The following is a 24610-nucleotide window of genomic DNA, read 5'->3' on the forward strand; positions in this document are numbered from 1 at the left end:
TCAGCCCTCCACCACCCAGGTGTCCTTGGTTCCACCGCCTTGCGACGAGTTGACGATCAACGAGCCTTCCTTCAAGGCCACGCGGGTGAGCCCGCCGGGCACCAGGCGGGTCTCCTTGCCCGAAAGCACAAAGGGCCGCAGATCGATATGCCGAGGCGCGATACCGCTTTCGACAAAGGTCGGGCACGTCGACAGGCTCAGCGTGGGCTGGGCGATGTAGGCATGGGGCCTGGCCTTGATGCGCTGGCGGAAGTCCTCGATTTCGGCGGCGGTGGCGGCCGGGCCGACCAGCATGCCGTAGCCACCGCAGCCCTGGGTTTCCTTGACCACCAGTTCCGGCAGGTTGGCCAGCACGTGGGACAGCTCATCGGGGTTGCGGCACTGGAAGGTCGGCACGTTTTGCAGTATCGGTTCTTCATCCAGGTAGAAACGGATCATATGCGGCACATAGGGGTAGATCGACTTGTCATCGGCCACGCCGGTGCCGATGGCATTGGCCAGCACTACGTTGCCTGCGCAGTAGGCGGCCACCAGGCCGGGCACGCCAAGCATGGAATCGGGATTGAAGGCGTGGGGGTCGAGGAAGGCGTCGTCGATGCGCCGGTAAATCACGTCCACGGGCTTGGGGCCGTCGGTGGTGCGCATGAATACCTTGAGGTCGTGCACGAACAGGTCGGCGCCTTCCACCAGCTCCACGCCCATTTCCCGCGCCAGGAACGCGTGTTCGAAGAATGCACTGTTAAAGCGGCCCGGCGTCAGCACCACCACATTGGGGTTGTCCAGGCGGCTCGCGCTTTTCAAGGTCTTGAGCAGCAGGTTGGGGTAGTGGTCCACCGGTGCGATGCGCTGTTTGGCGAACACTTCGGGGAACAGGCGCATCATCATCTTGCGGTCTTCGAGCATGTAGCTCACGCCGCTGGGGGTACGCAGGTTGTCCTCGAGCACGTAGTAGGTGCCATCGCCATCGCGCACCAGGTCCACGCCGGAAATATGCGAATAGACGCCGCGGTGCAGGTCCAGGCCGACCATGGCTTTTTGATAACCCTCGTTTCCCAGCACCTGCTCTGCCGGAATGATCCCGGCCTTGATAATGCGCTGGTCATGGTAGATATCGGCCAGGAACATGTTCAGTGCGTTGACGCGCTGGATACAGCCGCGCTCGATCACGGCCCACTCGCTGGCGGGGATGCTGCGGGGAATGATGTCGAAGGGGATCAGGCGCTCGGTGTCGTGTTCATCGCCATACAGGGTAAAGGTGATCCCGGCGCGGTGGAACAGCAAATCGGCTTCACGGCGGCGCTGGGCCAGCAGTTCCGGCGGCGTGTTCGCCAGCCAGCGGGAGAAATCCTGATAATGCGCACGACACACGCCGTCTGCATCATTCATTTCGTCAAAGAAAGATCGAGCCATTCCAGTACCTTGTCAGTGCCGAGGGGAGCAGGGGGGGGCACTGCCGTTTCAAAAAACGCATTTTTTATGAGCCCGTGGCTGATGGTGCCAGCGGGCCTGGTCGTTACTTTCTCGTGAGGCCGGCTCTGGGTCAGGGGGTAACGAATGCTCCTGTTTTCGGGCAGATGAATGGATAAAGCAATGCCTGTGCCGAATCGCTTTGACGCGGATGATTTACCCTGCGGCAAAAGAACATGTTGTAGCGGGCGGGCTGTTGTGGAGAGCGGGCTTGCCACAGTAAGCCCGCTCGCCACAACAAGCCTGCCCGTCATAAGGGCAGGGCCCGCCCCAATTGGGTGCGAACAAACTTGAACTTCACCCACCGCCAACTCTTCTAATAGGCCTCTAACACGCGTGGAGTAGCGATGTGCCCAGAATCATCTCACCCGACACCCCGGAATCGAGCCTGACCGATCACAGCGAACACAACGCGAAGATCTTCGGCTCGCCCAAAGATCGCCTCGACTTCTACCGCCGCGAAATCCAGTACGAAACCTCGATCCTGGCCAACCGTACCGATGCCTACCTGACGGCGCAGTCGTTCCTGGTGATAGCCTTTGTTTCCGGCATGGGTAACCTCAACCCGGAGTGGGGCAAATTGTTTACTTTGGTGGTCCCGCTTTTCCTGGCGCTGCTGGGCATTCTCAGCTCCCTGAACGCCTGGCCCGGCATTCGCGCCGCCTATGACATCATTGATCACTGGCATTTCAAGCAGAGCGAACTGCTGCGCAGCGAACCGGTGATGGGCTTGGCCTACGATGAATCCCCGCTGTTTTCCGAGGTGGAGTCCAGCCACAAGGGCTACCGCAAATCCTTGCTGTTTTCCGTGCGCACGCCCTGGATCTTCATGGTGTTCTGGATACTGCTCGCCACGTATGCGGTGTACATCCAGTTCGATAATCCGGGGTCGTAAGCAATTGGAACTTCAGGGCCCCGCGCACGACCTTAGGTTTACGCAGGCTGCATTTTCCCGATACTGCGAAGAGGTGACCCATGAATACAAGCCACGATCCCCAGGCCAGCGGTGGCAACGGACCGGCACCCGCTACAGCCGCCGACGCGCCCAAGGACCCGGTCCCGGCCAAAGACCCCACGGCCAAGGAAAACGACTACAGTCCGGATTTCAAGTCTGAGCCTGAGCCCAAGACTGAAACCGATGCCGATATCGATACCCAAGGCGGTTAGAGGAGACGGTCATGTCAAAAGAACTCGATGAAGAACTCAACGACCCGGGTAATGAAGACCCGGGTTCGTTGATGGATGATGCAGAAGTACCGTTGAACGATCTGGATGAAGCGGCAGATGTCGGCAACACAGAGGACCAGGACTGAGCATCAGAACGCTCCCGGCCCGTGCCCGTCTGACGAGCACGGCCGGGTGCAGGGATCAGGAATCGATCCAGGAGTGCTCGGCGCCAACCTGTACGTTGAATTTATGCTGAAGCGGAAAGTAATGTTCCTTCAGCTTTCCCAGCTGTTTTCTCACCTGCATGTGTAGTGTGTCGGGGGGAGAGATACCGCTTCGCTTATAGGACTGGCGCACAGAATCTTCAAACTGGACTATTGGCCCGTGGGATTGGAGTTTTTGTTCGACCACTTTGTTCTCCCTGGTGATGCCATCTAAGCCCAGGTCGTACATGTCAGGTCGCTTCAGCTTAAGATTGTCGTTGAACAATGTCGGGCCGACCGTTTCAAAAATCTTGCGTTCGTAGGCCGTGAACTCGGGTGTGTATTGCACTTGACCGCCGGGGCCCTTGCTCACCGTAGGGCGGTTAGCCTGGAAGTAGGCCTTGTTGGCCGCGAAGCGCTTTTTCATCTCGGCGATCATGTCAGTAATGACCGGGTTATTCGCCTGCGTGCCGAAATTGCTGGTGTTATAGAACACGGTGTAGTCGGTGAGACTATGGGCGACCGGCCTGTTGAGCAGTACATCACTCGCGCCGGCATTCACCGCATCCGCCCCGACCTTGGCCTGGATGACATCATCCGTATCCAGATAGAACCCCCCGTATTTGTTGATGATCGGGTACCGCGCGACGTCCGAGGCGGCGGCCAGGTTTTTTCCTTGCCCTTGCCGAAAGTAATCGTACATCTCTTCGCTTTTCAACTGCTTGAAGACGTCATCTTCCTGCAGGTTGCGCACTTCCAGACCCGGGGCCTTGCTCTCAAGTTTCTGCTTTATCTGCTGGAAAATGGCGGGGCTGTCGGCATCCACGTGCAGGATGGATTTATACCCGGGGGCCTGGGCGGCGTTCTTGGCCATGGTGTCGATCAACTTGGGGGGGATGTCCTGGCCCGCCCAAAAGTAGTGAATGTTTTGGGGTATCGGCTTTACATCCTTCGGGATTGTCAATCCCGGCACATCCACAAATGCATAACGATGCGCATCTGGCTTTTTCGCTTTCAAGAACTCGTTGAATGACCCGCGTTGCCATTTGCCTTTGCCGGTGCGCCAGAAGTACTGGTGATTGAGCGCGTCGGCGTCTTTCCAGGCGCCCGCCGCACTGTCGAAGATGACGTTATGGTCCGTGCCCTTGTAGTTGAGCTTGAAGGGCGGCGTTGAGCTATCCACGACCTTGATGTCATCCATGGGGACGACATAGGTGCTGTCCCCCAGCTTCCAGCGCGAGATGGGTTCGCTTGTGCCACCCAGCAAGCGCGCGGATCGGGTAGTGGGCTCCCATCCCGAAGCGCCCAGGTCCCTGACCGGAATATCGGGCCCTGTGCCCTTGGGGTGTCGGATAACGCGTTGACCGTTATTAAGCCGGGACTCATACAGCACCCCGTCGATCTTCACATATTCCTTCTGGCTACGGCCCACATAAACATTGGCTTGCAGGCCCTGGCTCGATAACTCGTTCGCGCCGACGTACTTGGCTTCATAACCCAGCAGTTGCGTGTCGATGGGCCTCACCTTGCCGCCGGCCGCTACTCGACTAGGGGTGAAATCTTTCAGAGGGGGACCCACGGGGTGTTTCTTGATCGCATCGTACCGGTGCCAATTGCCTTGAAACATGACGGCGGTGCCTTCTACCGTCTCTTGCCCGACCTTGAACTTCCCATTGGCTGCCAGGCCGTGTTGCTGGCTGGCGGCCGTCACTGCGTCAGCGCTGCCAACCGCTTGCAAGCTGTCTGAGCGACTGGCGCCTGGGGCCTCAACAACGAAATTTTCCAGCGGTTTGCCGTAGGCTTGCCGGGTGCGGGGATCATAGGCGTACCATTTGCCCGCGGACTCATCGAATTGGGCCAGGGCTTTGCTTTCAACCGTGCGATTGAGGGCCTTATAAGTGCCTTCGGCGATGTCCGGCTTTTTAGCCAATTCAAGCAGGTTGACGCTACGGTATGCCCGCAACTGCCGCAGGCCCTTATACCCCGCCCCAAGCACGCGTGCCGAGCCATTCACCACGCCGCGCGCCAAGTCATCCAGCCCGCCAACCGGATTGAGCGCACCCAAGGCCGCGCGTCCGACAATCTTGAGGTTATGCCCGAGCCTGGCGAGTGCCGCAGCGCCGGTTGCCGCGGCTTTCGCGCCTTTGAGCGCGCTACCGAAACCGACCAGAAAACCGAACACATCCCATGAAAGATCACCCAAGCCCTGGGCAATTTTGCCGTTTTGAAAATTGACGACAGCCGACCTGAACGGAATGAGGTTCAGGGCGAACGCTGCGGCTTTTTCATGGGTAGGCACTTCAGTATCAAAGGTGGTTTGCCCCCTGGCCGCGCTTTTCAGCCCAGTCATATCCATATCCCGGAGGATGGCGTCTGCCAGGTAGGCGGTTCTCGCGCTGCCGAAGCTGTCGGGCACACCGGCTGACCCCTTGGACTCGTCCGCAACCGTGGCGGGGTACTGGCCTTGCGGGGTGATCACCTTGAATTCGTTGAAAGGCCGGGACCCTTTGTAATAGGGCTCACCTGTCTTGAAGTCGCCCAAGTCGGGGCGCTGGGTGATTTTCCCCTGTAGGCGGTCCAGTTGGTAGTTGTAGATTTGGCCATCGCGTTCGATCTTGATCTGTACGCAACCTTCAGTCGATTTGTTGCGTTCACTGACGGTTATACCGCCCCATTCGTAATGGACTTCCTTGGCGACGGTGATTTTTCCGTACTCGAAATGCTGACGGTCCACCAATGGCAGTTTCGATACCATGTGTTTTATGTGCGCGGTGGTGGCCGTCTTGACCGCACCGGAATAAGCCGAGAATGCCGCATCGAACGCCTCGGACAGAGGCGGCAGTTGTTTGAGTTTTGCCAAGACGGCATTGATGTCGACTGCAGCCGATGAAGAGACCCAGGCACCCGGCCTGCCGTCAGGGGGCAAATCGGCGCCGCCCAACGTGACGGCTCGCAGAACGTCTCTACCGGTTTGCCCCCAGTTATCCCCGGAACTCGGTGCTGCCGGGACGCCCCGGCCATCGATGTACAAATCGAGTATCGAGTAGGGCCCCGGAAAATATCGGTTGGCAGGAACGACGCTGATGCATTTTTCTTCGAAGAGCTTTGGATCCAGGTCCGGCATGGCCTTTTTCAACTGCTCCAGCGCCATGCCCTTGGCGGTCGGCATCTCTGCCATGGAGGCGTGCGAGGCCTTCTGGAGCTCGCTGATCTGCGCTGAAAACAGGTTGCGCACGCGCGTCATCGCGGCGTCGGTTGCCGGATACGGCATTCCGTTGGCAACGGCCCAGTCCTTGAGGGCTGCGCTCTGGGCGACAAACTCCGTGTGCTTCTCTTCTTCAGATATGGGGGCGATGCTGGCCTGAACCATGACTTGGGCGTAGCTCATCGTCGCCGTCGCGCCCGGAGCGAGCGCTTCGATACGGGCAACCGCGGTGGCGAAGCTGACCCAACTGTGGGTGCCCAGGCGCAGGTCCTGCGGCATGTCCTTGACTAGGAACTCCGGTGCTCGGCTGCAAAGCAGCAGTCTGGCTTGAATGGCTGCCTGTTCAGGAGAGAAACGCTCGTCTGCCTGTGCCAAGTGGGTGGTTAACTCGCTGACAACCGTTGCAGCGGTCTTGCCCGCGTTTTGCGCGGATAACAGCGTGTAACCCGCTATATGAGTTTGCGCCGCTGCCGGCGAGCCCTGCGCGGGGATGGAAAGGTCCAGGGTCAAAGCTGCCAGCAGCCAGTCATTGACGCTGCCTTTGACCGAGCGCGCTTCGAATTGAGCCTGAATGGCCTTGCCCAATGCCTGCCCCTTGGGCGACTCGATCAAACTGTCGATCAGACGCCTTGGATCAGCGGTTTGCGCAGGGAGCACCTGTCTGCCGTCCAACAAATACGCCAATAGGCTCTTGGAGGGGCGCAGGTCGATATCACCGATTCTGCCCTGCAGGATAGCGGTTCTCAGTTGTTGTTCACTCACCGCATCCAAGGGTTCGGGCCATGCGCGCGCACCGCCATAGTTGCCGTTGGCGGGCGCCTTGGGAGAGGGGGTCAGCAACGCATTGACCAAGTTGTCCAGTTGATCAAGTGAGGTGGGAATGCTCCAGCCATGATCCTGGATGAATTGCCTCAGACTCACGCTATTGTGGTTGCCGGCGTTCGCAGGTGTGTAAGTCCCTGCGCTGTCGACATACACCACACGGGTGTCCAACTCGCGGGTTATTTCCGACAACTCCCGGGAACCTTCCCTGATAAAACCGGCCAGGTTCCGCAAATCGAGAGCAGCCCGGTGACGGTTGTGGATATCGGCCAACTGCGCCTGCTGTTCCTCAAGCCGTTCCTCGCTGCGGCTACTGAGCAGGTTCGAAAACAATTGCGGCTTCAGTTCGGTAAAGGCGTAGTCCCGTTGCAGTTCGGCCACGCGTTGCTTGATGGCATCGGGGGACAAGAGCACGGGCTCTTTATAAAAGCGCTGCACCAGGTTGAAGGGTGCACTGTCGGCAGTGGCTGATAACGGCGGAGAAACCGTAGTGTCGATGTCTCCCGATACGACGACTCGACCAGCATTCAAGAGCGGACCGCTGACCGCTGCCCAGCCTGGGTCGTCGAGCCCCAACGTATGCACCTCTTGTCCGGGGCCTGTTTTAAGCGTGAAAGAAATCTGGCCCGATGCCGGATTGATTTTTATCGAGTCTGGTTTTATGTCCCTGTCTTGCATCCACTGCTGGAGGTCAGGGGACCTGAACGCCTGACCCAATTGCCGCCACCACTGCCCGAAGGTCGAGTTGGCCGGGATGGGATAGAGTTTGAGGTTGGATCCTTGCCCTGGGTGCCCAATGGTCTTGGCCAGCGCGTTGCGATAAAGCGCCGCCAGTTCGCTGTCGCCTTCCGTGCGGGTATCGGGTTCATAAGTGTCGATGCCGGCAGGCTCGTCAGCCTCGCGCCGCAGCCTTGCAGGGCCCGTCTGAGGTAAATCGACGGGCATTTCAGGGGGGGTGTTTACACGGCTTGAACTGATCATCGTGGAGTGGCTCGTGATGTGATTGACAGGTTAATCGCCGAGGCATTGACTGCCTGCCGATTCACATCTGTGTCACCACCGTCCACGGTGATTCCAATCGCGAACTGCTTGTTTGTTGCTGTATCTATCCAGCGCCACTGTTACAGCGGCAGCCGTCGGCAATACCGCAAATCAGGATTGATCCGGTGGCGGGCCAGAGGGGGCGCTGAGTTTGAACAAAAGTAAATGTGGGAGCTGCCTCGCCCCGGCGAGGCTGCGAAGGCGGCGGCACTGCTGGCATTTTCTTCGCCTGACCCACCGCTTTCGCAGCCTCGCCGGGGCTCGACAGCTCCCACAGGGGATGAAATCAACCTCTGAAAGTTGTGCAGATACCCATGCGCATCGCAGGCAAGCCAGCTCGTACACAAGCCAGCGCCCGATCTCCCACAGGGTTTACAGACGCTCCAGCAACAAACGCTTCAAGGTGTCCACCGGCAACGGCCGGCTGAACAGGTAGCCCTGAATCTGATCGCAGCCGGCCTCTTTCAGGAACGCCAACTGCGCCTGGGTTTCCACGCCTTCGGCCACCACTCGCAGCTTGAGGCTGTGGGCCAGTTCGATGATGGTGCGGGTGATCGCCGCATCCTGCGGGTTGGTGGTGACTTCGCGGATAAACGCGATATCGATTTTCAACGTATCGATGGGAAACCGGCGCAGGTACGCCAGGCTCGAATAGCCGGTGCCGAAGTCGTCAATGGAGATCTTCACGCCCATGGCGTGCAGGCGCTGCAGGCTGGCGATGGTGTGCTGGGTGTTTTCCATCAGCGAGCCTTCGGTCAACTCGACCTCCAGCAAGTCGGGCGCCACGCCTGTTTGCGCGAGGATGCGGGCGATATCGGCAATCAGGTCGCCTTCGATCAGCTGATGGCCGGAGACGTTGACCGACACTTCCACAGGGCCAATGTCACCGCTTTGCCATTCGGCAATCTGCTGGCAGACGGTGTCGATGACCCAACGCCCAACGGGCACGATCAAGCCCAGGCTTTCCAGTATCGGCACAAACATGGCCGGGGACACCGCGCCATAATTGGGCCGCTCCCAGCGCAGCAGTGCTTCCAGGGCGCAGATCCGGCCACTGGCAACCTCGACTTTGGGTTGGTAATGCACGCTGAATTCACTGCGCTCGACGGCTTGGCGCAGCGCGTTCTCCAGGTCCTGGCGAGCCAGGTCGTGCACGTTCATACCGGTTTGCCGTGGCGTCAGGTCAGGCGTGTTGGCGGCCAGATCGCCGCGCGCCTTGAGCCGCAGCAGGTTACGCACGCGCAGCCATAGCTCGACCCGTTCCACCGGCTTGCTGATGAACTCCTCGGCGCCGGTTTCCAGCCCGCTCACGCGTGCGCTGGTTTCACTGAGCGCCGACAGCATGATGATCGGTATGCCCGCGGTGGCTTCATCGCCTTTGAGTCGGCTGGCCACTTCGTAGCCGTCCATGCCCGACATCATTACGTCCAGCAGGATCAGGTCCGGCGCCTGTTTCGCCACGCTTTGCAGGGCTTCTTCACCGCTGCCGGCGCTCAGGGTCAGGTAGCCTTCGTGTTGCAGCAGCGCTTCCAGGAGCTTGCGCACCTGGGGGTCATCATCAACGATCAACAACGTTGCGGGTTGGCTGGCCATGGAGCGGACTCACGTGAGGGGTCTGTCGGGCTGCAGCAAGGTGTCGATCACCTGGTACAGCTCTTTGTAACGAAGCGGTTTGATGATGTAGGCGTCGCACCCGGCCAACCGGGTCTTTTCACGGTCTTCTTTCATCGCCATGGCCGTCAGGGCAATGACCGGGATGTGCGCGGTCAGCGGGTCCTGCTTGAGCAGTGCGGTGGCGGCCAGGCCATCCATGCCGGGCAGCTGGATATCCATGAGGATCAAGGCCGGTTGCTCTGCGCGGGCCAGGGTCAGGCCGGTCTCGGCATCGGCTGCCCACAACACCGTATGCCCGGCATTGACCAGCAACAAACGCGCCAGGCGCATGTTGGCCTCATTGTCTTCAACGATCAGGATCTCGGCCATGGGGCCTCCGGGGTACGGTGCAGCGGCAACCATGCGACAAACCGCGCGCCGCAGCCTTCGCGGCTGGCCACGGCGACGCTGCCGCCATGCAAATCGGTCAGTTGCTTGACCATCGCCAGCCCCAGGCCCGTGCCTTCGAATTTGCGCGCCAGGCTGCTGTCGATCTGGCTGAACGCCTTGAACAGCTTGCCCATGTCGTCTTCGGCGATGCCTATGCCGGTGTCGCTGACGCTCAGTTCCAGGAACTGCTGGTGCACGCTCTCGGGCAAGGCAAAGTTGTACACCGGCCATTCACCGGGAATCTGCCCGACCTGCTCGCGCGCCACCTGGCGCACCGTCAACGTCACCGAGCTGCCGTGCTCGCTGAACTTGACGGCGTTGGCCAACAGGTTGTAGATGATCTGCTTGGTCTTGCGCAGGTCAAGTTCCAGGTAGCCCAAGTCTTCAGGGCAGTGCAGCTTCAACTGGATGCGTTGCAACGCGGCCTTTTCGCGCACGATCAGCAGGCTGTTGGCCAACAGGCCCGCCAGCTCGACGCTTTCCAGCTCCAGTTCCATCATCCCTGCCTCGACCTTGGACAGGTCGAGGATGTCGTTGATCAGCGACAGCAGGTGCTGGCCGCTGGTGAAGATGTCGCCGATGTATTCACGCTGGGTCTCGCTCATCTCGCCGACCAACCCGTCCTTGAGCGCCTCGGAAAAGCCGATCACCGCGTTCAGCGGCGTGCGCAGTTCGTGGGACATGGTGGCGAGGAACTCGGACTTCATGTGGCTGGCATGCTCCAGCTCCAGGTTCTTTTCTTCCAGGGCGCGCTCGAACCCTTTGCGTTCGGCTTCTTCCTGCTTGCGCGCGGTGTTGTCGGTGCCGATCAGCAGGTAACCGATGATGGTGTCGTGGCGGTTGCGCAGGGCCGTCACCGAGACCATGGCCGAGAGGCGACTGCCGTCCTTGCGGATATAGGTCAGCTCATAGATGTCTTCGATCCCCCGCGAGGCCTTGAACACCAGCGCTTCGAAGCCCGGCGTGATCGGCGTGTCCAGCTCCTGGCTGAGGGCGGCGGCGCGGGTGACCAGTTCGATGGGGTCGGAGATGTCCGCGGGGGTGATGCGGTTGACCACATCGGCGGCGGCATAACCCAGCATGCGTTCGGCGCCGACGTTGAAGATCTGGATCACGCCTTTTTCGTCGGTGGCGATGCTGGAAAAGTAGGCGCTGTTGAAGATCGCGTCTTGCAGGGCGCCGGTCTTGAGCAGGGTTTTCTGGCGCTTGAATTCGACGATTTTTTCCGCGCGCGATTGCGGCTGTTCGGGTAGCGGTGTGTCCATCGCTTCGTCCTTCCATGAGGTTCAGACCCGCCATCGTCAACTGGCGATGGCGCAGAGCATGCTCACAGAAGATCACCTGGCGGCAACGAGGAGGAGATGAGGTCAGTGGACAATAGCAGACAAACGGTAAATTCGATGCTTTCTGTGTTTAATCAACAAACTGGCCTGATGAATCGTTTCTTCTAGCGGAAAAAACCAGAGGCAAGCGCTTGCGTAAGCAAATGTATCTGGACTAGAGTCGGCCCACTGACCACAAAAATAATAATGCCAGGAGCTCATTCATGAGCCTTGAACCCTTGCTTGAGATGCAGGGCATCAGCAAAACCTTCAACGGTTTGCGCGTGCTCAAGAATGTCGGTCTGAAGGTCTACCCCGGCGAGATCCACGCCTTGATGGGAGAGAACGGCGCCGGCAAATCTACCCTGATGAAAATCCTTTCCGGCGCCTACCAAGCCGACTCCGGCGGTGACATCCGCATTGCCGGCGAACCTGTCGCCACTTTCGACCCTGCCACCGCCAAAGCCCTCGGCATCGCCGTGATCTACCAGGAACTGAGCCTGTGCCCCAACCTGAGCGTGGCCGAGAATATCTACCTGGGCCGTGAACTGCGGCGCGGCTGGACCATCGACCGCAAAGGCATGGAAGCGGGGTGCATCGAAGTGCTGCAACGCCTTGGCGCGCAGTTCACCCCGGCGACGCGGGTCAGCAGCCTGTCGATCGCCGAGCGCCAACTGGTGGAAATCGCCCGCGCCCTGCATGCCCACGCCAAGGTCCTGGTGATGGACGAGCCGACCACGCCGTTGTCATCCCGCGAGACCGACCGCTTGTTCGCGCTGATCAAGCAGCTGCGCAGTCAAGGGCTGGCGATCATCTATATCAGCCACCGCATGGCCGAGATCTACGAGCTGGCGGACCGTGTCTCGGTGCTGCGCGACGGCCAGTACATCGGCGAACTGACCCGCGATGCGCTGTCGGCCGAAGTGCTGGTCAAGATGATGGTGGGTCGCGACCTGTCGGGTTTCTACAAGAAGGAACACGCCGCGTATAACCCGGGCAACGTGGTGATGCGCGTGCGCGACATGGCCGATGGCAAGCGCGTGCGCAACTGCAGTTTCGACCTGCACGCCGGCGAAGTGCTGGGCATTGCCGGCCTGGTCGGGGCAGGGCGCACCGAGCTGGCGCGGCTGATCTTCGCCGCCGACCCGCGCACCTCGGGCACCCTGGAGGTGGTCGGCAAGACCGTCACCCAACTGCGCACCCCGGCGGATGCGATTCGCGCAGGCGTCGTGTACCTCACCGAAGACCGCAAGGCCCAGGGCCTGTTCCTGGACATGAGCGTGGCGGACAACATCAATGTCTGCGCCTGTGTGCCCGATGCGCATGCCGGCGGTGTGCTGGATCGCGGTCACGCGGCGCAACGCGCCAATGCTGCGATCAAGTCACTGTCGATCCGCGTGGCGTCGGGCAAGGTCAATGTCGGCGCACTGTCCGGTGGCAACCAGCAGAAGGTGTTGTTGGCCCGGCTGCTGGAGGTCAAGCCCCATGTGCTGATCCTCGACGAGCCCACGCGCGGCGTGGACATCGGTTCCAAGTCCGAGATCTACCGCATCATCAATCAATTGGCCCAGGCCGGTGTCGGCATTGTGGTGATCTCCAGCGAGTTGCCGGAAATCATCGGCACCTGCGACCGCGTGCTGATCATGCGCGAAGGCCAGCTGGTCGCAGAAGTCGGCGGCGCGTCAGGCCACGCTATTTCCCAGGAACGCATTATTGACCTCGCCACCGGTGGCGATCAGGTGGTTGCCCATGGCTGAGTTGAATGTAGCAACAATCGGTAAGGCAGAGCGCGCGCGCGAATTGATGCGCACGGTCGGCATGCTGCCGGTGCTGATCCTGCTGGTGGTGGGCTTCGCCCTGGCCAGCGAGAATTTCCTGACGATGCAGAACCTGTCGATCATCACCCAGCAGGCGTCGGTGAACGTGGTGCTGGCGGCGGGGATGACCTTTGTGATCCTCACGGCGGGCATCGACCTGTCGGTGGGGGCGATCCTTGCCGCGTCGGCGGTGGTCGCGTTGCAGGCCTCGATGTCGCCGCAGTTCGGCATGTTCGGGATTGCCGCCGGTATCGGCTTCGGGCTGTTGCTGGGGCTGGTCAACGGAGGCTTGATTGCGTTCATGCGCTTGCCGCCGTTTATCGTCACGCTCGGTGCGCTGACGGCCATGCGCGGTCTGGCGCGCCTGCTGGCGGACGACAAGACCGTATTCAACCCCGAGCTGCCGTTCGCCTTTATCGGCAATGACTCGATCCTCGGCGTGCCATGGCTGGTGGTGATCGCCGTGGCGGTGGTTGCGCTGTCGTGGTTCATCCTGCGCCGCACGGTGATGGGCGTGCAGATCTATTCGGTGGGCGGCAACCCGGAAGCGGCGCGGTTGTCGGGGATCAAGGTGTGGAAGGTGCTGCTGTTCGTCTACGCCATGTCCGGCGCGTTGGCCGGGCTGGGCGCGGTGATGAGCGCTTCGCGCCTGTTCGCCGCCAACGGCCTGCAACTGGGGCAATCCTATGAACTGGATGCAATTGCCGCCGTGATCCTTGGCGGCACCAGCTTTACCGGCGGCGTCGGCACCATCGGCGGCACGCTGATCGGTGCGCTGATCATCGCGGTGCTGACCAATGGCCTGGTGCTGCTGGGGGTATCGGATATCTGGCAATACATCATCAAGGGCATCGTGATCATTGGCGCGGTGGCGCTGGATCGCTATCGCCAGTCCGGTGCGCGGACCTGATTTCACTCCAATAACAATCACAAGAGAGACCCGCATGAACGTCAAACGCATTTTTCCCGTTATGGCCCTGGCTGCCTTGATGTCCCAGGCCGTCGAGGCGCGCGAGCTCAAGGCCCTCGGTATCAGCATGGGCTCGCTGGGCAACCCGTATTTCGTGACCCTGGCCGACGGCGCCACGGCCCGGGCCAAAGCGTTGAACCCCAGCGTCAAGGTCACCTCGGTATCGGCCGACTATGACTTGAGCAAGCAATTCTCGCAGATCGACAACTTCATCTCGTCCAAGGTCGACCTGATCCTGATCAACGCGGTCGACCCGTCCGCCATGGCGTCGGCGATCAAGAAAGCCCGTGACGCCGGCATTGTGGTGGTTGCGGTGGATGTGGACGCCAAGGGCGTGAACGCCACGGTGCAGACCGACAACGTCGAAGCCGGCAAGCTGGCCTGCCAGTACCTGGTCGATAAGCTGTCGGGCAAGGGCAATGTGATTATCCAGAACGGCCCGCAGGTCACCGCCGTGACCGACCGCGTCAAGGGCTGCAAGTCGGCATTGGCCGCGGCGCCGGACATCAAGGTGCTGTCCGATGACCAGGACGCCAAGGGCTCGCGTGAAGGCGGCTTGAATGCAATGCAGGGTTACCTTACGCGCTTCCCGAAAATCGACGGCCTGTTCGCGATCAACGACCCGCAAGCCATCGGTAGCGACCTGGCGGCCAAGCAGCTCAAGCGCAGCGGTATCATCATCACGTCGGTGGACGGCGCGCCGGACATCGAGAATGCGCTCAAGACCGACACGCAGATCCAGGCCTCCGCCAGCCAGGACCCTTGGGCCATGGCGCAGACCGCCGTGAATGTCGGCAATGACATTCTCAACGACAAGGCGCCGGCCGAAGCGGTGACCCTGCTCACGCCAAAACTGATCACCCGCGACAACGTCGGCACGTACAGCGGCTGGTCGAGTAAACGTTGATCACGCGATAAGAGGAGCCGCGCCGTGGTGACCATGGATGACGTCGCAAGCAGGGCGGGGGTGTCGACGTCGACGGTGTCCCATGTGTTGAACGGCACCCGCAAGGTCAGCCCGGCGACGGTGCAGGCGGTGCAGCAGGCGATCCATGCGTTGGGCTACATCCCCAACACCCTGGCGCGCTCGCTGGCGCGGTCGAGCACCAGCACGATTGGCGTGGCGATCTCGGCGCTGTCCAACCATTACTTCAGCGAAACCGTGCACGCGATCGAAACCGAGTGCGCCAAGCACGGCTACATGATGTTGTTTGTCGACACCCATGACGACCCGGAGCAGGAGCTGCGGGTGGTCACGGCGCTGCATCATCGGCGGGTCGACGGGATTGTGCTGGCGCCCTCGAATGGCTCCAAGGCCTTGGAATACCTGCGGGCCAACGAGATTCCAGCGGTGCTGGTGGACCGCATGATGAGCGAGGCGTTTGACCAGGTCGGGGTGGAAAACACACAGCCCACCCAGGCGCTGGTTGAACACCTGATCGCCCATGGCCACCGCCGGATCGGCTTTATCGCCGGACGCGAGGGGTTCAGTACCACGGATGAGCGAGTGGCCGGGTATCGCGCCGCGTTGCAGGCGGCGGGGCTGGCGTTTGATCCGCATTTGCTGGTCAATGGCGGTTCCAACACTGAGCCGGCGCGCGAGGCCACGGTGCAGTTGCTGGGTTTGGCCGCGCCGCCCACTGCGATCATGGCCGGCAACAACTTGATGACGCTAGGCGCCATGCATGCCTTGCGTGACGCTCACATCGCCGTACCGGGGCAGGTGGCACTGGTCGGTTTTGACGATTTCGACTGGGCGGACTTTTTCGAGCCGCGCCTGACCCTGATCGCCCAACCGGTCAAGGCGCTCGGCGCGCGTGCTGTCGGCCTGTTGTTGCAACGCATGGCTTGCCCCACGGCTGCGCCCCAAAGCGTGCGCCTGGCACCGAGCCTGCAACTGCGTCATTCCTGTGGCTGTCATTGATTTTTGGAAAAGTGCGTATGAACACTCCTGTTTCCCTCGGCATCGACCTCGGCACCTCGGAACTCAAGGCTATCCTCATGGACCTTGACGGCCGGGTGCTGGCTCGCACTGGCGTGCGCTTGAGTGTGTCGCGGCGCCACAGCGGCTGGTCCGAGCAGGCGCCGGAAGACTGGTGGCAGGCGTGCGTGCAGGCGCTTGCGCAACTGCGCGGGCATGTGGCGTTCGCCCGTGTGGCCTGTATCGGGCTGTCCGGGCAGATGCACGGTGCGGTGCTGTTGGGCGCCGACAACCGCGTGTTGTACCCGGCGATCCTGTGGGACGACTCGCGCGCTGTCGTCGAGGCCGAGCAACTGGGCGCCGAATTTTCCGGGGTCACCGGCAGCCTGCCCATGGCGGGGCTGACGGCGCCGAAACTGCTGTGGCTGCAGGCCCATGAGCCCGAGGTGTTCCAGGCGATTGACTGCGTGTTGTCACCCAAGGATTACCTGCGCCTGCGCCTGAGTGGCGAGCGTATCAGCGACATGTCCGATGCCGCGGGTACGTTGTGGCTGGACGTGGCGCGCCGTGAGTGGTTTGGCCCGATGCTGCGCGCCACCGGCCTCACGCCGGAGCAGATGCCCCGGTTGGTGGAAGGCGGAACCGCGAGTGCTTGTGTGACTGCGTCCGACCTGGGGCTGTCGACGGACGTGGTGATCGCGGGCGGCGGTGGCGATAACCCGGTAGCAGCCGTCGGGATCGGTGCGATCAAGGCCGGCGACGGCTTCATAACGTTGGGCACCAGCGCGGCCATCGTCGCCATTACCGATCACGCCGCCGGCAATCCGGCCAGCGCCGTGCACAGCTTTTGCCACGCATTGCCCAACCGCTGGTACACCATGGGCGCCATGCTGGCTGGCGCCAGTTGCCTGCGCTGGGTCACGCGGCTGACCAGCCAGCCGGACGAGCAGACGCTGCTGAACCAAGTGCAAGCGCAGTTGCCGATCGCGCTGCCAGTGCCCTTGGAAACACCGTTGTTCTTGCCGTACCTCGCCGGTGAGCGCACCCCCCATAACGACCCGTTGCTGCGCGGCGGTTTCATGAACCTGGGTCATGACTGCACCCCGGCGATGCTTGGGTATGCGGTGATGGAAGGGGTGGGTTTTGGTTTGCTGGATGCCTTGCATGCGGTGCAGTCGGCCGGCGCCGACGTCAGTGCTTGTGCACTGGTGGGCGGCGGAGCACGCAGCGCGTATTGGGCGCAGTTGTTGGCCAATATCCTGCAGCGGGAGATTTTTACGCTGCAAGGCAGTGAGTTGAGCGCATGCATTGGCGCGGCGAAGCTGGGGTTTTTGGCGATCGGGCAAGGGGATGGGTTGTTACAGGAGGGGATGCCGGTGAAGGCGCGGTATTTGCCGGATGTAGCTCAACAGTCAGTGCTGCAAGCGCGTTATCGCAAGTTCCGAGGGTTACTGGTAGCGGCCAAGACGCTGCACGCATAGGCACAACAGGTCTAACTGTGGGAGCTGGCTTGCCTGCGATAGCGGTGGGTCAGCAATACAAGTATCCACTGGCAGATCGCAGTCGCAGGCAAGCCAGCTCCCACAGTTGAACTGCTGCGCTCATCTAACGTTGCTCATCCGCCAACGGTGGCAAGCGCCGTTTCACCGGGGTTTTCTTGACGATGGCGGTATTGGTCTCGGCGTACGCGTTGATGCGGTCCAGCAGGCTGTCCAGATGATCCATGGTGCGCACATGCAGGCGCGCGATGAAGCAGTCCTCACCCGTGACTTTGTCGCATTCGGTGAATTCGGGGATCGCCTGGATCTGGCGTTCAACCTCCTGCAGTTTGCCGGGCAGGGGGCGGATGCGCACGATGGCTTGCAGCAGGTAGCCGAAATGCCTGGGGTCGATGTCGACGGTGTAGTGGGTCAGCACGCCGCGCTCCTCAAGACGCCGCAGGCGTTCGCCGACGCTGGGGGAGGACAGCCCGGTGATACCCGCCAGGGCCTTGAGCGACAGGCGCGAGTCGTCCATCAAGGCGGCGATCAGTTGCTGGTCGATGGTGTCGATCATGGTTTAAACCTAATAAGTAAAGGTGATTAAGGGTTTTTGCCTTTTTTAGTCGCTGGAGCCGCTGCCCAGCAGATTGCCATACTTGAGCCTCACTTGAGGAGCCTCAAACATGGATACATCCATCCGTCGCGGTTCGTGGGAAATGGTCGCCGCCATGCTGATTTCGGGCACTATCGGCTGGTTTGTGCTGGTGTCCGGCGTGTCGGTGATCGAGGTGGTGTTCTGGCGCTGCGTCATCGGCGGCCTGACCTTACTGCTGGTATGCGCCTGGCTGGGTTATCTGCGCGGGGATCTGCTCAGTTGGGCCAGGCTCGGCCTGGCCATGCTCAGTGGCGTGGCGATTGTCGGCAACTGGTTGCTGTTGTTTGAATCCTATTCCCACGCGTCAATCGCCATCAGTACGGCGGTGTACAACGTGCAACCGTTCATGTTGGTGATGCTGGCGGCGGTGTTTCTCAACGAAAAAATCACCCTGCAGAAACTCGCGTGGCTGGGCGTGGCGTTTCTCGGCATGCTGGCGATCGTCAGCGCCCATGGCGAACAGCAAACGGGGGGAGGGAATTATCTGGCGGGTATCGCGCTGGCGTTGGGGGCAGCGTTTTTGTACGCCGTGGCGGCGTTGATCATCAAGCGCTTGAAACAGGTGCCGCCGCATTTGATGGCGTTGATTCAGGTGATCACCGGTGCGTTGCTACTGGCGCCGCTGGTGCCCTGGGACAGCCTGCCGGCGCCCGGTAATGCCTGGGCGGCATTGGCGACCCTCGGCGTGGTGCATACCGGATTGATGTACGTATTGTTGTACGGGGCGATCCAGAAACTGCCGACGGCGATCACCGGCGCGCTGTCGTTTATCTATCCGATTGCGGCGATCCTGGTGGATTGGATTGCGTTCGGGCATCGCCTGGGCTGGCTGCAATGGCTGGGCGTAGCGGCGATTCTGCTGGCGGCGGCAGGGTTGCAGCGGGGCTGGAAATGGCCCCGCTCCCACAGCGTCAGTGCGTTCCCTGAAAGATGATATTTTCCGGGTTGAAATGCTCCACGGCACTGCCCGGCTGCGGCAACCCAAGGATATGCCCCTTGATCTTGCCCACCACGTGCATCTCGCACGGCTTGCAGTCGAACTTCAGGGACAGCACTTCATCGCCATGGATCAACTGCATCGGCGCGACCTTGGTTTTCACGCCCGTGACGCCCTTGGCCTGTTTAGGGCACAGGTTGAACGAAAAGCGCAGGCAGTGCTTGGTGATCATCACCGGCACTTCGCCGGTTTCTTCGTGGGCTTCGAAGGCAGCGTCGATCAGCTTTACGCCGTGACGGTGGTAGAAGTCGCGAGCCTTCTGGTTATAGACGTTGGCCAGGAACGACAAATGCGCGTCCGGGTACACCGGCGGTGGCGAGGTCTCGGCTTTGCGGCCGCCGCGCGGGTGGGCGGCCACACGGGCGGCGGTCAGCGCTTCGATCACTTCGCGGCGCAATGCCTTGAGCTGCGAATTGGGGATGAAGAACGCCTGCGGCGCATCCAGCGCGATGTCGGTCGCGTGGTATTCGGTGGTGCCCAGTTGACCGAGCAGGTCGCGCAGGGTATCCAGCGCCTGTTCCGGCTTATTGGCCACGCCAAACGGGCCGGGCAGGGTGGCGCTGGCGCTGATGCCTTCTTCGCTGGAGGCGGTGACTTCAAGCCGGTCTTCGCGCAGACGCGCGACCCAGGCCAGGCCGATACGACGTTCGGCGGAGGTCTTCTGCAAGGCCTGCTGCCAGTTGTGGTCCAGGTTGCGGTTCAGCGGATGGTTGGGGCGCACTTGCTGCAGGCCGGCCGGCATTTCGTTGGGCTCGACGCGGTAGCGGTAGCGCTTCTCGCCGTCTTCGTCAAACTCACCCTTGGGCTCGGCGATGTTGGCGCGAAAACCCACCACTTCACGCTTGACCAGCACGTTCAGGCCGTCGCCGTTGGACAGCGGCTCATGGGTGACCACCTGCAGGTCACGCTTGCCGACTTTTTCCACCACACCCACCGGCAGCCCGGTGAAGGTCGGGGTGTCAAAGGCGCCGATGTCGATCTTGCGGTCGCTGACGAAATAGTCGGTGCTGCCGCGGTGGAAGGTTTTTTCCGGGTCGGGCAGGAAGAAGTGCGCGGTGCTGCCGCTGGAGGCGCGGGCCAGGTCCGGGCGGTCTTCAAGGATCTCGTCGAGGCGCTGGCGGTAGTAGGCGGTGATGTTCTTCACGTAGCCCATGTCCTTGTAGCGGCCTTCGATCTTGAACGAGCGCACGCCGGCTTCGACCAGGGCGCGCAGGTTGGCGCTCTGGTTGTTGTCTTTCATCGACAGCAGGTGCTTTTCAAAGGCCACGACGCGGCCCTGGTCATCTTTCAAGGTATACGGCAGTCGGCAGGCCTGGGAGCAGTCGCCACGGTTGGCGCTGCGGCCGTTTTGCGCGTGCGAGATATTGCACTGGCCCGAGAACGCCACGCACAGGGCGCCGTGGATGAAGAACTCGACCGCGGCATCGGTCTCATCGGCGATGGCGCGGATCTCTTGCAGGTTCAGCTCACGGGCCAATACCAGCTGCGAGAAGCCCGCCTGGTCGAGAAACTTGGCGCGGCCGAGGGTGCGAATGTCGGTCTGGGTGCTGGCGTGCAGCTCGATGGGCGGAATGTCCAGCTCCATCACGCCCAGGTCCTGCACGATCAACGCGTCGACGCCGGCGTCGTAGAGCTGATGGATCAGCTTGCGCGCGGGTTCCAGTTCGTTGTCATGCAAGATGGTATTGATCGTGGTGAAAACGCGCGCGTGATAGCGACGGGCGAATTCCACCAGGGACGCGATCTCGCTCACTTCGTTGCAGGCATTATGGCGCGCGCCGAAGCTCGGGCCGCCGATGTAGATGGCATCGGCGCCATGCAGGATAGCCTCGCGCGCAATGGCGACATCGCGGGCAGGGCTGAGCAATTCCAGGTGATGCTTGGGCAAGGACATAGTTTTTTTAGTCAGGCTTGTCACGGTTGAGGTGCGCATTGTAGCTGTGAAATGCCTGACCGGCATCAACTCAGGCCTGAGCGGCCATCGCGGTCACTTCCACGCGCATGCCTTCTACCGCCAGCGCTGCCACGCCAACCGCCGCGCGCACGGGCCAGGGCTTGGCGAAAAAGCGTTTGTAGACCTCGTTGAAGGCGGCGCGATCAGCCATATCCGTCAGATAAATGGTCAGGTGCATCACCCGGTCCATGGAGCTGCCGGCCTTTTCCAGGGCGACTTTCAGTGCCTGCAGGGTGCATTCGCTCTGCTGGGTGATGTCACCCAGTTCCAGGCTGCCGTCGGCGCGGGTCGGGATCTGGGTGGACACCAGGATGCCGTTGAAGCCGATCACATCGGAGGAAATCGAATCGGCATCGGGGTCAGGAGTGTAGTGCAGGTCGTGGTTGGCCATGGGCGCCTCGCGGTGGCAAAAACAGAGGGCGCCCATGGTCCCCGAAAACAGCCCCAGGAGCAAATTGCTCAGCGTTTTTTTGACGCCATAAAATAATCATTCGAATCGCGTTAAGTCCCGTATTCCGGCGCCGATAGCCCGACTAGAGAACGGTTATTCGCACGGCTGAGGGTACGTCATGTTCAACACAACATTAAAAATAGAACTGGCGGCCAGGACGGCCGAAGTCACCGATTACAAAGGATTGATCGCAGCACTGGAACGCTCCATGGCCGTGGTCGAATTCGACCTCAACGGCAAGGTCCTGCGCGCCAATGACAATTTTCTCAAGACCCTGGGCTACAGCGCCGCTCAACTGGCCGGCAAATCCCACCGTGATTTTTGCCCGCCGGCGCTGACCGGCAGCCCGGCCTACAATCAGTTCTGGAGTGATTTGAAAGCCGGTAAATTCGTCTCCGGCACCTTCAAGCGCGTGGACGCCAGCGGCAGGACCCTCTGGCTGGAAGCCAGTTACAACCCAGTGCTGGATGACCGTGGCCAGGTGCTGAAAGTGGTCAAGTACGCCCTGGACGTCACCGCCAAGGTCGAACAGGAGGCGGCGACCCGCAGTAAACTCACGGCGTTGGACCGCGCAATGGCTGCCATCGAGTTCGACCTGAGCGGCCAGGTGCTGGATGCCAACCAGAACTTCCTGAATGTACTGGGCTATACGCTGGCGGAGATCAAAGGCAAACACCACCGCCTGTTTTGCGAACCAACCTTGATCAACAGCCATGAATACACGGATTTCTGGCGACGGTTGAACAATGGTGAATTCTTCACCGGGCAATTCAAGCGCATCGGCAAGCATGGGCGGGTGGTGTGGTTGGAGGCCAGTTACAACCCGGTCTACGACGGCGAAGGCAAGCTGATCAAGATCGTCAAGTTCGCCAGCGACATCACCGAGCGCGTGGAGAAGTTCGAGGAAGATTCGCGCGGCGCCTCACGGGCCTACCACATTTCCTCGGAAACCGAGCGTTTCGCCGAACACGGCACCCAGGTCATCCAGGAAACCGCGAGTGAAATGCGCCGCATCGCGGACAACATCGGCGCCTCGGCACGCTTGGTGGGGCAACTGGGTGATCGTTCCGAGCAGATCACTGCCATCGTCAACACCATCCGTGGCATCGCCGACCAGACCAACCTGCTGGCGCTCAACGCGGCCATCGAGGCGGCGCGCGCCGGCGATCAGGGGCGCGGTTTCGCGGTGGTGGCCGATGAAGTCCGGCAACTGGCCGGGCGCACCAGCCGCTCCACGGCGGAAATTGCCGAGATGATCGGCATGATCCTGTCGGAAACCCGCGACGCGGTGACCAGCATGAATGCCACCCAGGAAGGCGCGCAACGCGGCGTGAGCCTGGCCGATCAAGCGGGTTCGGTGATCCTGCAGATTCGCACCAGCACCAGTGATGCGGTGGAGGCCGTGAGCATGTTTGCCTCGAAGCTGGACGAGTCCGAAGTCATTCCTAAAACGGCGGTCGGTTGGGTGGGCTGAAGCGGTTGAGTCGGCCGACGGATCACGCCGTTTGTGGAGGAGGGGGGCCGGCCCCCTCGTTTCGGCGGGAAAATTACTCCTTTACATCCATGAACTCTTCAGCCCACGCCACGTAGCTTTCCGGCAAGGTGTACGTGTGCGTCAGCTCGGTGGCACTGAGGTTTGAGGTGCTGTGGGTCAGCTGGCGCTGGGCACGCAGGCTGTCATAGGTCGCCTTGATCGCGGCAAAATAGGCTGCGTGACCGGCAACTACCACGCGCACGCCGAGGCTGGCGAGGCGTTGGGCGTCATGCAGCTTTGGATTGCCGTAGGTCACCAGCATCAGCGGCACCGTCAGGTTCTCGGCGATTTTTTCCAGATGCTCGAAATCAGCCACGCCGACCATGCAGATCCCGTCGGCGCCGGCTTTCTGATAGGCCAGGGTGCGCTCGATGACCGCTTCGGTCGGCAACACACCGGCGTTGGTGCGGGCGATGATCGACAGTTGCGGATCAACCCGCGCTTCCAGCGCCGCGCGGACCTTGCCGATGCCTTCTTCAATCGAGATAAGGTCGGTGGACTTACGCCCGAACTGCGCAGGCAGCAGCGTGTCTTCAATGGTCAACGCGGCCACGCCGGCGCGCTCGAGTTCTTCGACGGTACGCATCACGTTCAGCGCGTTACCGTAGCCATGGTCGGCATCGGCAATGAACGGCAACTGGGCCACACGCCCGATACGGGTGGCCTGTTCTACGAACTCACTCAGGGTGATCAGCGCAAAATCCGGCGCCGCCAGGACCTGCAACGAAGCAACGGAGCCACCGAGGATACCCACTTCGAAACCCAAGTCGGCGGCGATACGCGCGGACATCGGGTCGAAGACGGAGGCCGTTTCTACGCAGGTAGGGGTGGCGAGCAATTCACGGAACTGGCGGCGCAGGGCTGAGTGAGAAATCTTTGGCATGTTCTTTCCTGGTTCTGGTCATCGTCACATGACGATCAATGTCTATTCATGGTGGTGCGAGATTACCATGCAGACGAACACGGGATGATGACGTTTCAGCACGAGCAAACGCTGACGCATGAATCTTCAGCCTACGCATAACCTGTAGCGAGCGGGCTTGCCCCGCGTTGGGCTGCGAAGCAGCCCCAAACCAGCCTCTACGGAGTATCTGATACACCGCATTCTGCTTACTGGGGCTGCTGCGCAGCCCAACGCGGGGCAAGCCCGCTAGCCACAGGGGGAGCTCGCCAGCCTCTGAAAGTTGTGTAGATACTTATGGCTATCGCAGGCAAGGCAGCTCCCCCATTATTTATGTGTGATGCCAGGTCAAGGCGAAATCGGGTCGCTCGCCGGGAAGGTTTCTTCCACGGCCTCATCGAGTTTCGAATCGCTGATGCTGCGTTCCTCCAGTGCAACGCCGCGCTCGCAATGGCAATTGTCCGAGGGGCACGGTTGCCCGGCCGGGTGCAGGTCGGCACATGCCTGGCTGCAATAGGCTTTGCCGTCGCGCTGATAGCGCGTGTCCTCGGTGACGTGGCAACTGCAGTCGGGGCACGCGCAAGGCAAATCGGTGGTGGCGTGGTTCATGAATCCTCCGCAAATTCAGTGATGTAAGGGTCGACACACCTGTTTTTGAA

At 61.1% G+C, this 24610-nt stretch carries 19 protein-coding genes and 2 pseudogenes; 11 read left to right on the forward strand and 10 right to left on the reverse strand.

The window, feature by feature from the left end; genetic code table 11:
* Entirely contained in the window at nt 1-1410 is a 1410-nt protein-coding gene (locus KVG91_RS23585) for a circularly permuted type 2 ATP-grasp protein (RefSeq protein ID WP_169375341.1), read from the reverse strand.
* Between the two features lie 406 nt (nt 1411-1816).
* On the opposite strand from KVG91_RS23585, the gene KVG91_RS23590 reads away from it, so the two are divergent.
* The 3 genes from KVG91_RS23590 to KVG91_RS27845 all read left to right on the forward strand — a co-directional run bounded on the left by KVG91_RS23590 (nt 1817) and on the right by KVG91_RS27845 (nt 2780).
* Nucleotides 1817-2362, forward strand: a complete 546-nt coding sequence (locus KVG91_RS23590) for a hypothetical protein (RefSeq protein ID WP_169375342.1) — start codon at nt 1817-1819, stop codon at nt 2360-2362.
* Nucleotides 2363-2442: 80 nt separating this feature from the next.
* On the forward strand, nt 2443-2634 hold the full coding sequence (locus KVG91_RS23595; RefSeq protein WP_169375343.1) for a hypothetical protein: 192 nt from the start codon (nt 2443-2445) through the stop codon (nt 2632-2634).
* Between the two features lie 11 nt (nt 2635-2645).
* Complete coding sequence (locus tag KVG91_RS27845) at nt 2646-2780, forward strand: hypothetical protein (RefSeq protein WP_256592792.1); 135 nt, start codon at nt 2646-2648, stop codon at nt 2778-2780.
* Nucleotides 2781-2835: 55 nt separating this feature from the next.
* Here KVG91_RS27845 and KVG91_RS23600 read toward each other — a convergent pair whose 3' ends face one another.
* From KVG91_RS23600 to KVG91_RS23615, 4 genes are all read right to left on the reverse strand, one after another.
* Nucleotides 2836-7845, reverse strand: a complete 5010-nt coding sequence (locus KVG91_RS23600) for a glycosyltransferase family 32 protein (protein WP_225927047.1) — start codon at nt 7843-7845, stop codon at nt 2836-2838.
* A gap of 432 nt (nt 7846-8277) precedes the next feature.
* Nucleotides 8278-9498 carry a GGDEF/EAL domain-containing response regulator gene (locus KVG91_RS23605; protein ID WP_169375344.1) on the reverse strand — a complete coding sequence of 407 codons (1221 nt, stop codon included), beginning with the start codon at nt 9496-9498 and terminating at the stop codon, nt 8278-8280.
* A gap of 9 nt (nt 9499-9507) precedes the next feature.
* A complete protein-coding gene (locus KVG91_RS23610) occupies nt 9508-9888 on the reverse strand; it encodes a response regulator (protein ID WP_169375345.1) in 381 nt (126 codons plus the stop codon).
* Complete coding sequence (locus tag KVG91_RS23615; RefSeq protein ID WP_169375346.1) at nt 9873-11213, reverse strand: sensor histidine kinase; 1341 nt, start codon at nt 11211-11213, stop codon at nt 9873-9875. Before KVG91_RS23615 ends, KVG91_RS23610 begins: the two co-directional genes overlap by 16 nt.
* A 281-nt stretch (nt 11214-11494) precedes the next feature.
* On the opposite strand from KVG91_RS23615, the gene KVG91_RS23620 reads away from it, so the two are divergent.
* Genes KVG91_RS23620 through xylB form a run of 5 tightly spaced genes read left to right on the forward strand, consistent with a single transcriptional unit; the run spans nt 11495 to nt 17459 of the window.
* The gene (locus tag KVG91_RS23620) at nt 11495-13027 is read left to right on the forward strand and encodes a sugar ABC transporter ATP-binding protein (protein WP_169375347.1); all 1533 of its coding nucleotides are present in this window, start codon (nt 11495-11497) and stop codon (nt 13025-13027) included.
* Nucleotides 13020-13997 carry an ABC transporter permease subunit gene (locus KVG91_RS23625; RefSeq protein ID WP_169375348.1) on the forward strand — a complete coding sequence of 326 codons (978 nt, stop codon included), beginning with the start codon at nt 13020-13022 and terminating at the stop codon, nt 13995-13997. Before KVG91_RS23620 ends, KVG91_RS23625 begins: the two co-directional genes overlap by 8 nt.
* Nucleotides 13998-14031: 34 nt before the next feature.
* Nucleotides 14032-14964, forward strand: coding sequence for an ABC transporter substrate-binding protein (locus KVG91_RS23630; RefSeq protein WP_169375349.1), 933 nt, complete (start codon nt 14032-14034; stop codon nt 14962-14964).
* Between the two features lie 24 nt (nt 14965-14988).
* On the forward strand, nt 14989-15981 hold the full coding sequence (locus tag KVG91_RS23635; protein WP_169375350.1) for a LacI family DNA-binding transcriptional regulator: 993 nt from the start codon (nt 14989-14991) through the stop codon (nt 15979-15981).
* 17 nt (nt 15982-15998) lie between these two features.
* Nucleotides 15999-17459: a xylulokinase gene (xylB, locus tag KVG91_RS23640; RefSeq protein WP_169375351.1), complete on the forward strand. Its 1461-nt coding sequence runs from the start codon at nt 15999-16001 to the stop codon at nt 17457-17459.
* A 124-nt stretch (nt 17460-17583) separates the two neighbouring features.
* Here xylB and KVG91_RS23645 read toward each other — a convergent pair whose 3' ends face one another.
* On the reverse strand, nt 17584-18033 hold the full coding sequence (locus KVG91_RS23645; protein WP_169375352.1) for an Lrp/AsnC family transcriptional regulator: 450 nt from the start codon (nt 18031-18033) through the stop codon (nt 17584-17586).
* A gap of 109 nt (nt 18034-18142) precedes the next feature.
* On the opposite strand from KVG91_RS23645, the gene KVG91_RS23650 reads away from it, so the two are divergent.
* On the forward strand, nt 18143-19048 hold the full coding sequence (locus KVG91_RS23650; protein WP_169375353.1) for a DMT family transporter: 906 nt from the start codon (nt 18143-18145) through the stop codon (nt 19046-19048).
* On the opposite strand, the gene KVG91_RS23655 is transcribed toward KVG91_RS23650, so the two are convergent.
* Both KVG91_RS23655 and KVG91_RS23660 read right to left on the reverse strand, forming a co-directional pair.
* Nucleotides 19026-21005, reverse strand: coding sequence for a peptidase U32 family protein (locus KVG91_RS23655; protein WP_169375354.1), 1980 nt, complete (start codon nt 21003-21005; stop codon nt 19026-19028). The two genes, KVG91_RS23650 and KVG91_RS23655, sit on opposite strands and share 23 nt — an antisense overlap.
* A 70-nt stretch (nt 21006-21075) precedes the next feature.
* Entirely contained in the window at nt 21076-21456 is a 381-nt protein-coding gene (locus tag KVG91_RS23660) for a RidA family protein (protein ID WP_034105287.1), read from the reverse strand.
* 178 nt (nt 21457-21634) lie between these two features.
* Between KVG91_RS23660 and KVG91_RS28145 the strand changes: the two are divergent.
* Both KVG91_RS28145 and KVG91_RS28150 read left to right on the forward strand, forming a co-directional pair.
* Nucleotides 21635-22402: pseudogene (locus tag KVG91_RS28145) on the forward strand (PAS domain-containing protein); the annotation flags it as partial.
* Between the two features lie 111 nt (nt 22403-22513).
* Nucleotides 22514-22990, forward strand: a pseudogene (locus KVG91_RS28150) (methyl-accepting chemotaxis protein); the annotation flags it as partial.
* Between the two features lie 73 nt (nt 22991-23063).
* Here the strand turns inward: KVG91_RS28150 and KVG91_RS23670 are convergent.
* Both KVG91_RS23670 and KVG91_RS23675 read right to left on the reverse strand, forming a co-directional pair.
* The gene (locus KVG91_RS23670) at nt 23064-23933 is read right to left on the reverse strand and encodes an isocitrate lyase/PEP mutase family protein (protein WP_169375356.1); all 870 of its coding nucleotides are present in this window, start codon (nt 23931-23933) and stop codon (nt 23064-23066) included.
* 366 nt (nt 23934-24299) lie between these two features.
* Complete coding sequence (locus KVG91_RS23675; RefSeq protein ID WP_169375357.1) at nt 24300-24560, reverse strand: metallothionein; 261 nt, start codon at nt 24558-24560, stop codon at nt 24300-24302.
* Nucleotides 24561-24610 lie beyond the last annotated feature (50 nt).

The sequence above is a fragment of the Pseudomonas azadiae genome (assembly GCF_019145355.1).
Classification (GTDB): Bacteria; Pseudomonadota; Gammaproteobacteria; order Pseudomonadales; family Pseudomonadaceae; genus Aquipseudomonas; species Aquipseudomonas azadiae.

Excerpts from the sequence above, each read along its gene's own strand:
- KVG91_RS23585 (WP_169375341.1), bottom strand. The coding sequence starts at position 1,410 with ATGGCTCGATCTTTCTTTGACGAAATGAATGATGCAGACGGCGTGTGT.
- KVG91_RS23595 (WP_169375343.1), top strand. The coding sequence starts at position 2,443 with ATGAATACAAGCCACGATCCCCAGGCCAGCGGTGGCAACGGACCGGCA.
- KVG91_RS27845 (WP_256592792.1), top strand. The coding sequence starts at position 2,646 with ATGTCAAAAGAACTCGATGAAGAACTCAACGACCCGGGTAATGAAGAC.
- KVG91_RS23600 (WP_225927047.1), bottom strand. The coding sequence starts at position 7,845 with ATGATCAGTTCAAGCCGTGTAAACACCCCCCCTGAAATGCCCGTCGAT.
- KVG91_RS23605 (WP_169375344.1), bottom strand. The coding sequence starts at position 9,498 with ATGGCCAGCCAACCCGCAACGTTGTTGATCGTTGATGATGACCCCCAG.
- KVG91_RS23610 (WP_169375345.1), bottom strand. The coding sequence starts at position 9,888 with ATGGCCGAGATCCTGATCGTTGAAGACAATGAGGCCAACATGCGCCTG.
- KVG91_RS23615 (WP_169375346.1), bottom strand. The coding sequence starts at position 11,213 with ATGGACACACCGCTACCCGAACAGCCGCAATCGCGCGCGGAAAAAATC.
- KVG91_RS23620 (WP_169375347.1), top strand. The coding sequence starts at position 11,495 with ATGAGCCTTGAACCCTTGCTTGAGATGCAGGGCATCAGCAAAACCTTC.
- KVG91_RS23625 (WP_169375348.1), top strand. The coding sequence starts at position 13,020 with ATGGCTGAGTTGAATGTAGCAACAATCGGTAAGGCAGAGCGCGCGCGC.
- KVG91_RS23630 (WP_169375349.1), top strand. The coding sequence starts at position 14,032 with ATGAACGTCAAACGCATTTTTCCCGTTATGGCCCTGGCTGCCTTGATG.
- xylB (WP_169375351.1), top strand. The coding sequence starts at position 15,999 with ATGAACACTCCTGTTTCCCTCGGCATCGACCTCGGCACCTCGGAACTC.
- KVG91_RS23645 (WP_169375352.1), bottom strand. The coding sequence starts at position 18,033 with ATGATCGACACCATCGACCAGCAACTGATCGCCGCCTTGATGGACGAC.
- KVG91_RS23650 (WP_169375353.1), top strand. The coding sequence starts at position 18,143 with ATGGATACATCCATCCGTCGCGGTTCGTGGGAAATGGTCGCCGCCATG.
- KVG91_RS23655 (WP_169375354.1), bottom strand. The coding sequence starts at position 21,005 with ATGTCCTTGCCCAAGCATCACCTGGAATTGCTCAGCCCTGCCCGCGAT.
- KVG91_RS23660 (WP_034105287.1), bottom strand. The coding sequence starts at position 21,456 with ATGGCCAACCACGACCTGCACTACACTCCTGACCCCGATGCCGATTCG.
- KVG91_RS23670 (WP_169375356.1), bottom strand. The coding sequence starts at position 23,933 with ATGCCAAAGATTTCTCACTCAGCCCTGCGCCGCCAGTTCCGTGAATTG.
- KVG91_RS23675 (WP_169375357.1), bottom strand. The coding sequence starts at position 24,560 with ATGAACCACGCCACCACCGATTTGCCTTGCGCGTGCCCCGACTGCAGT.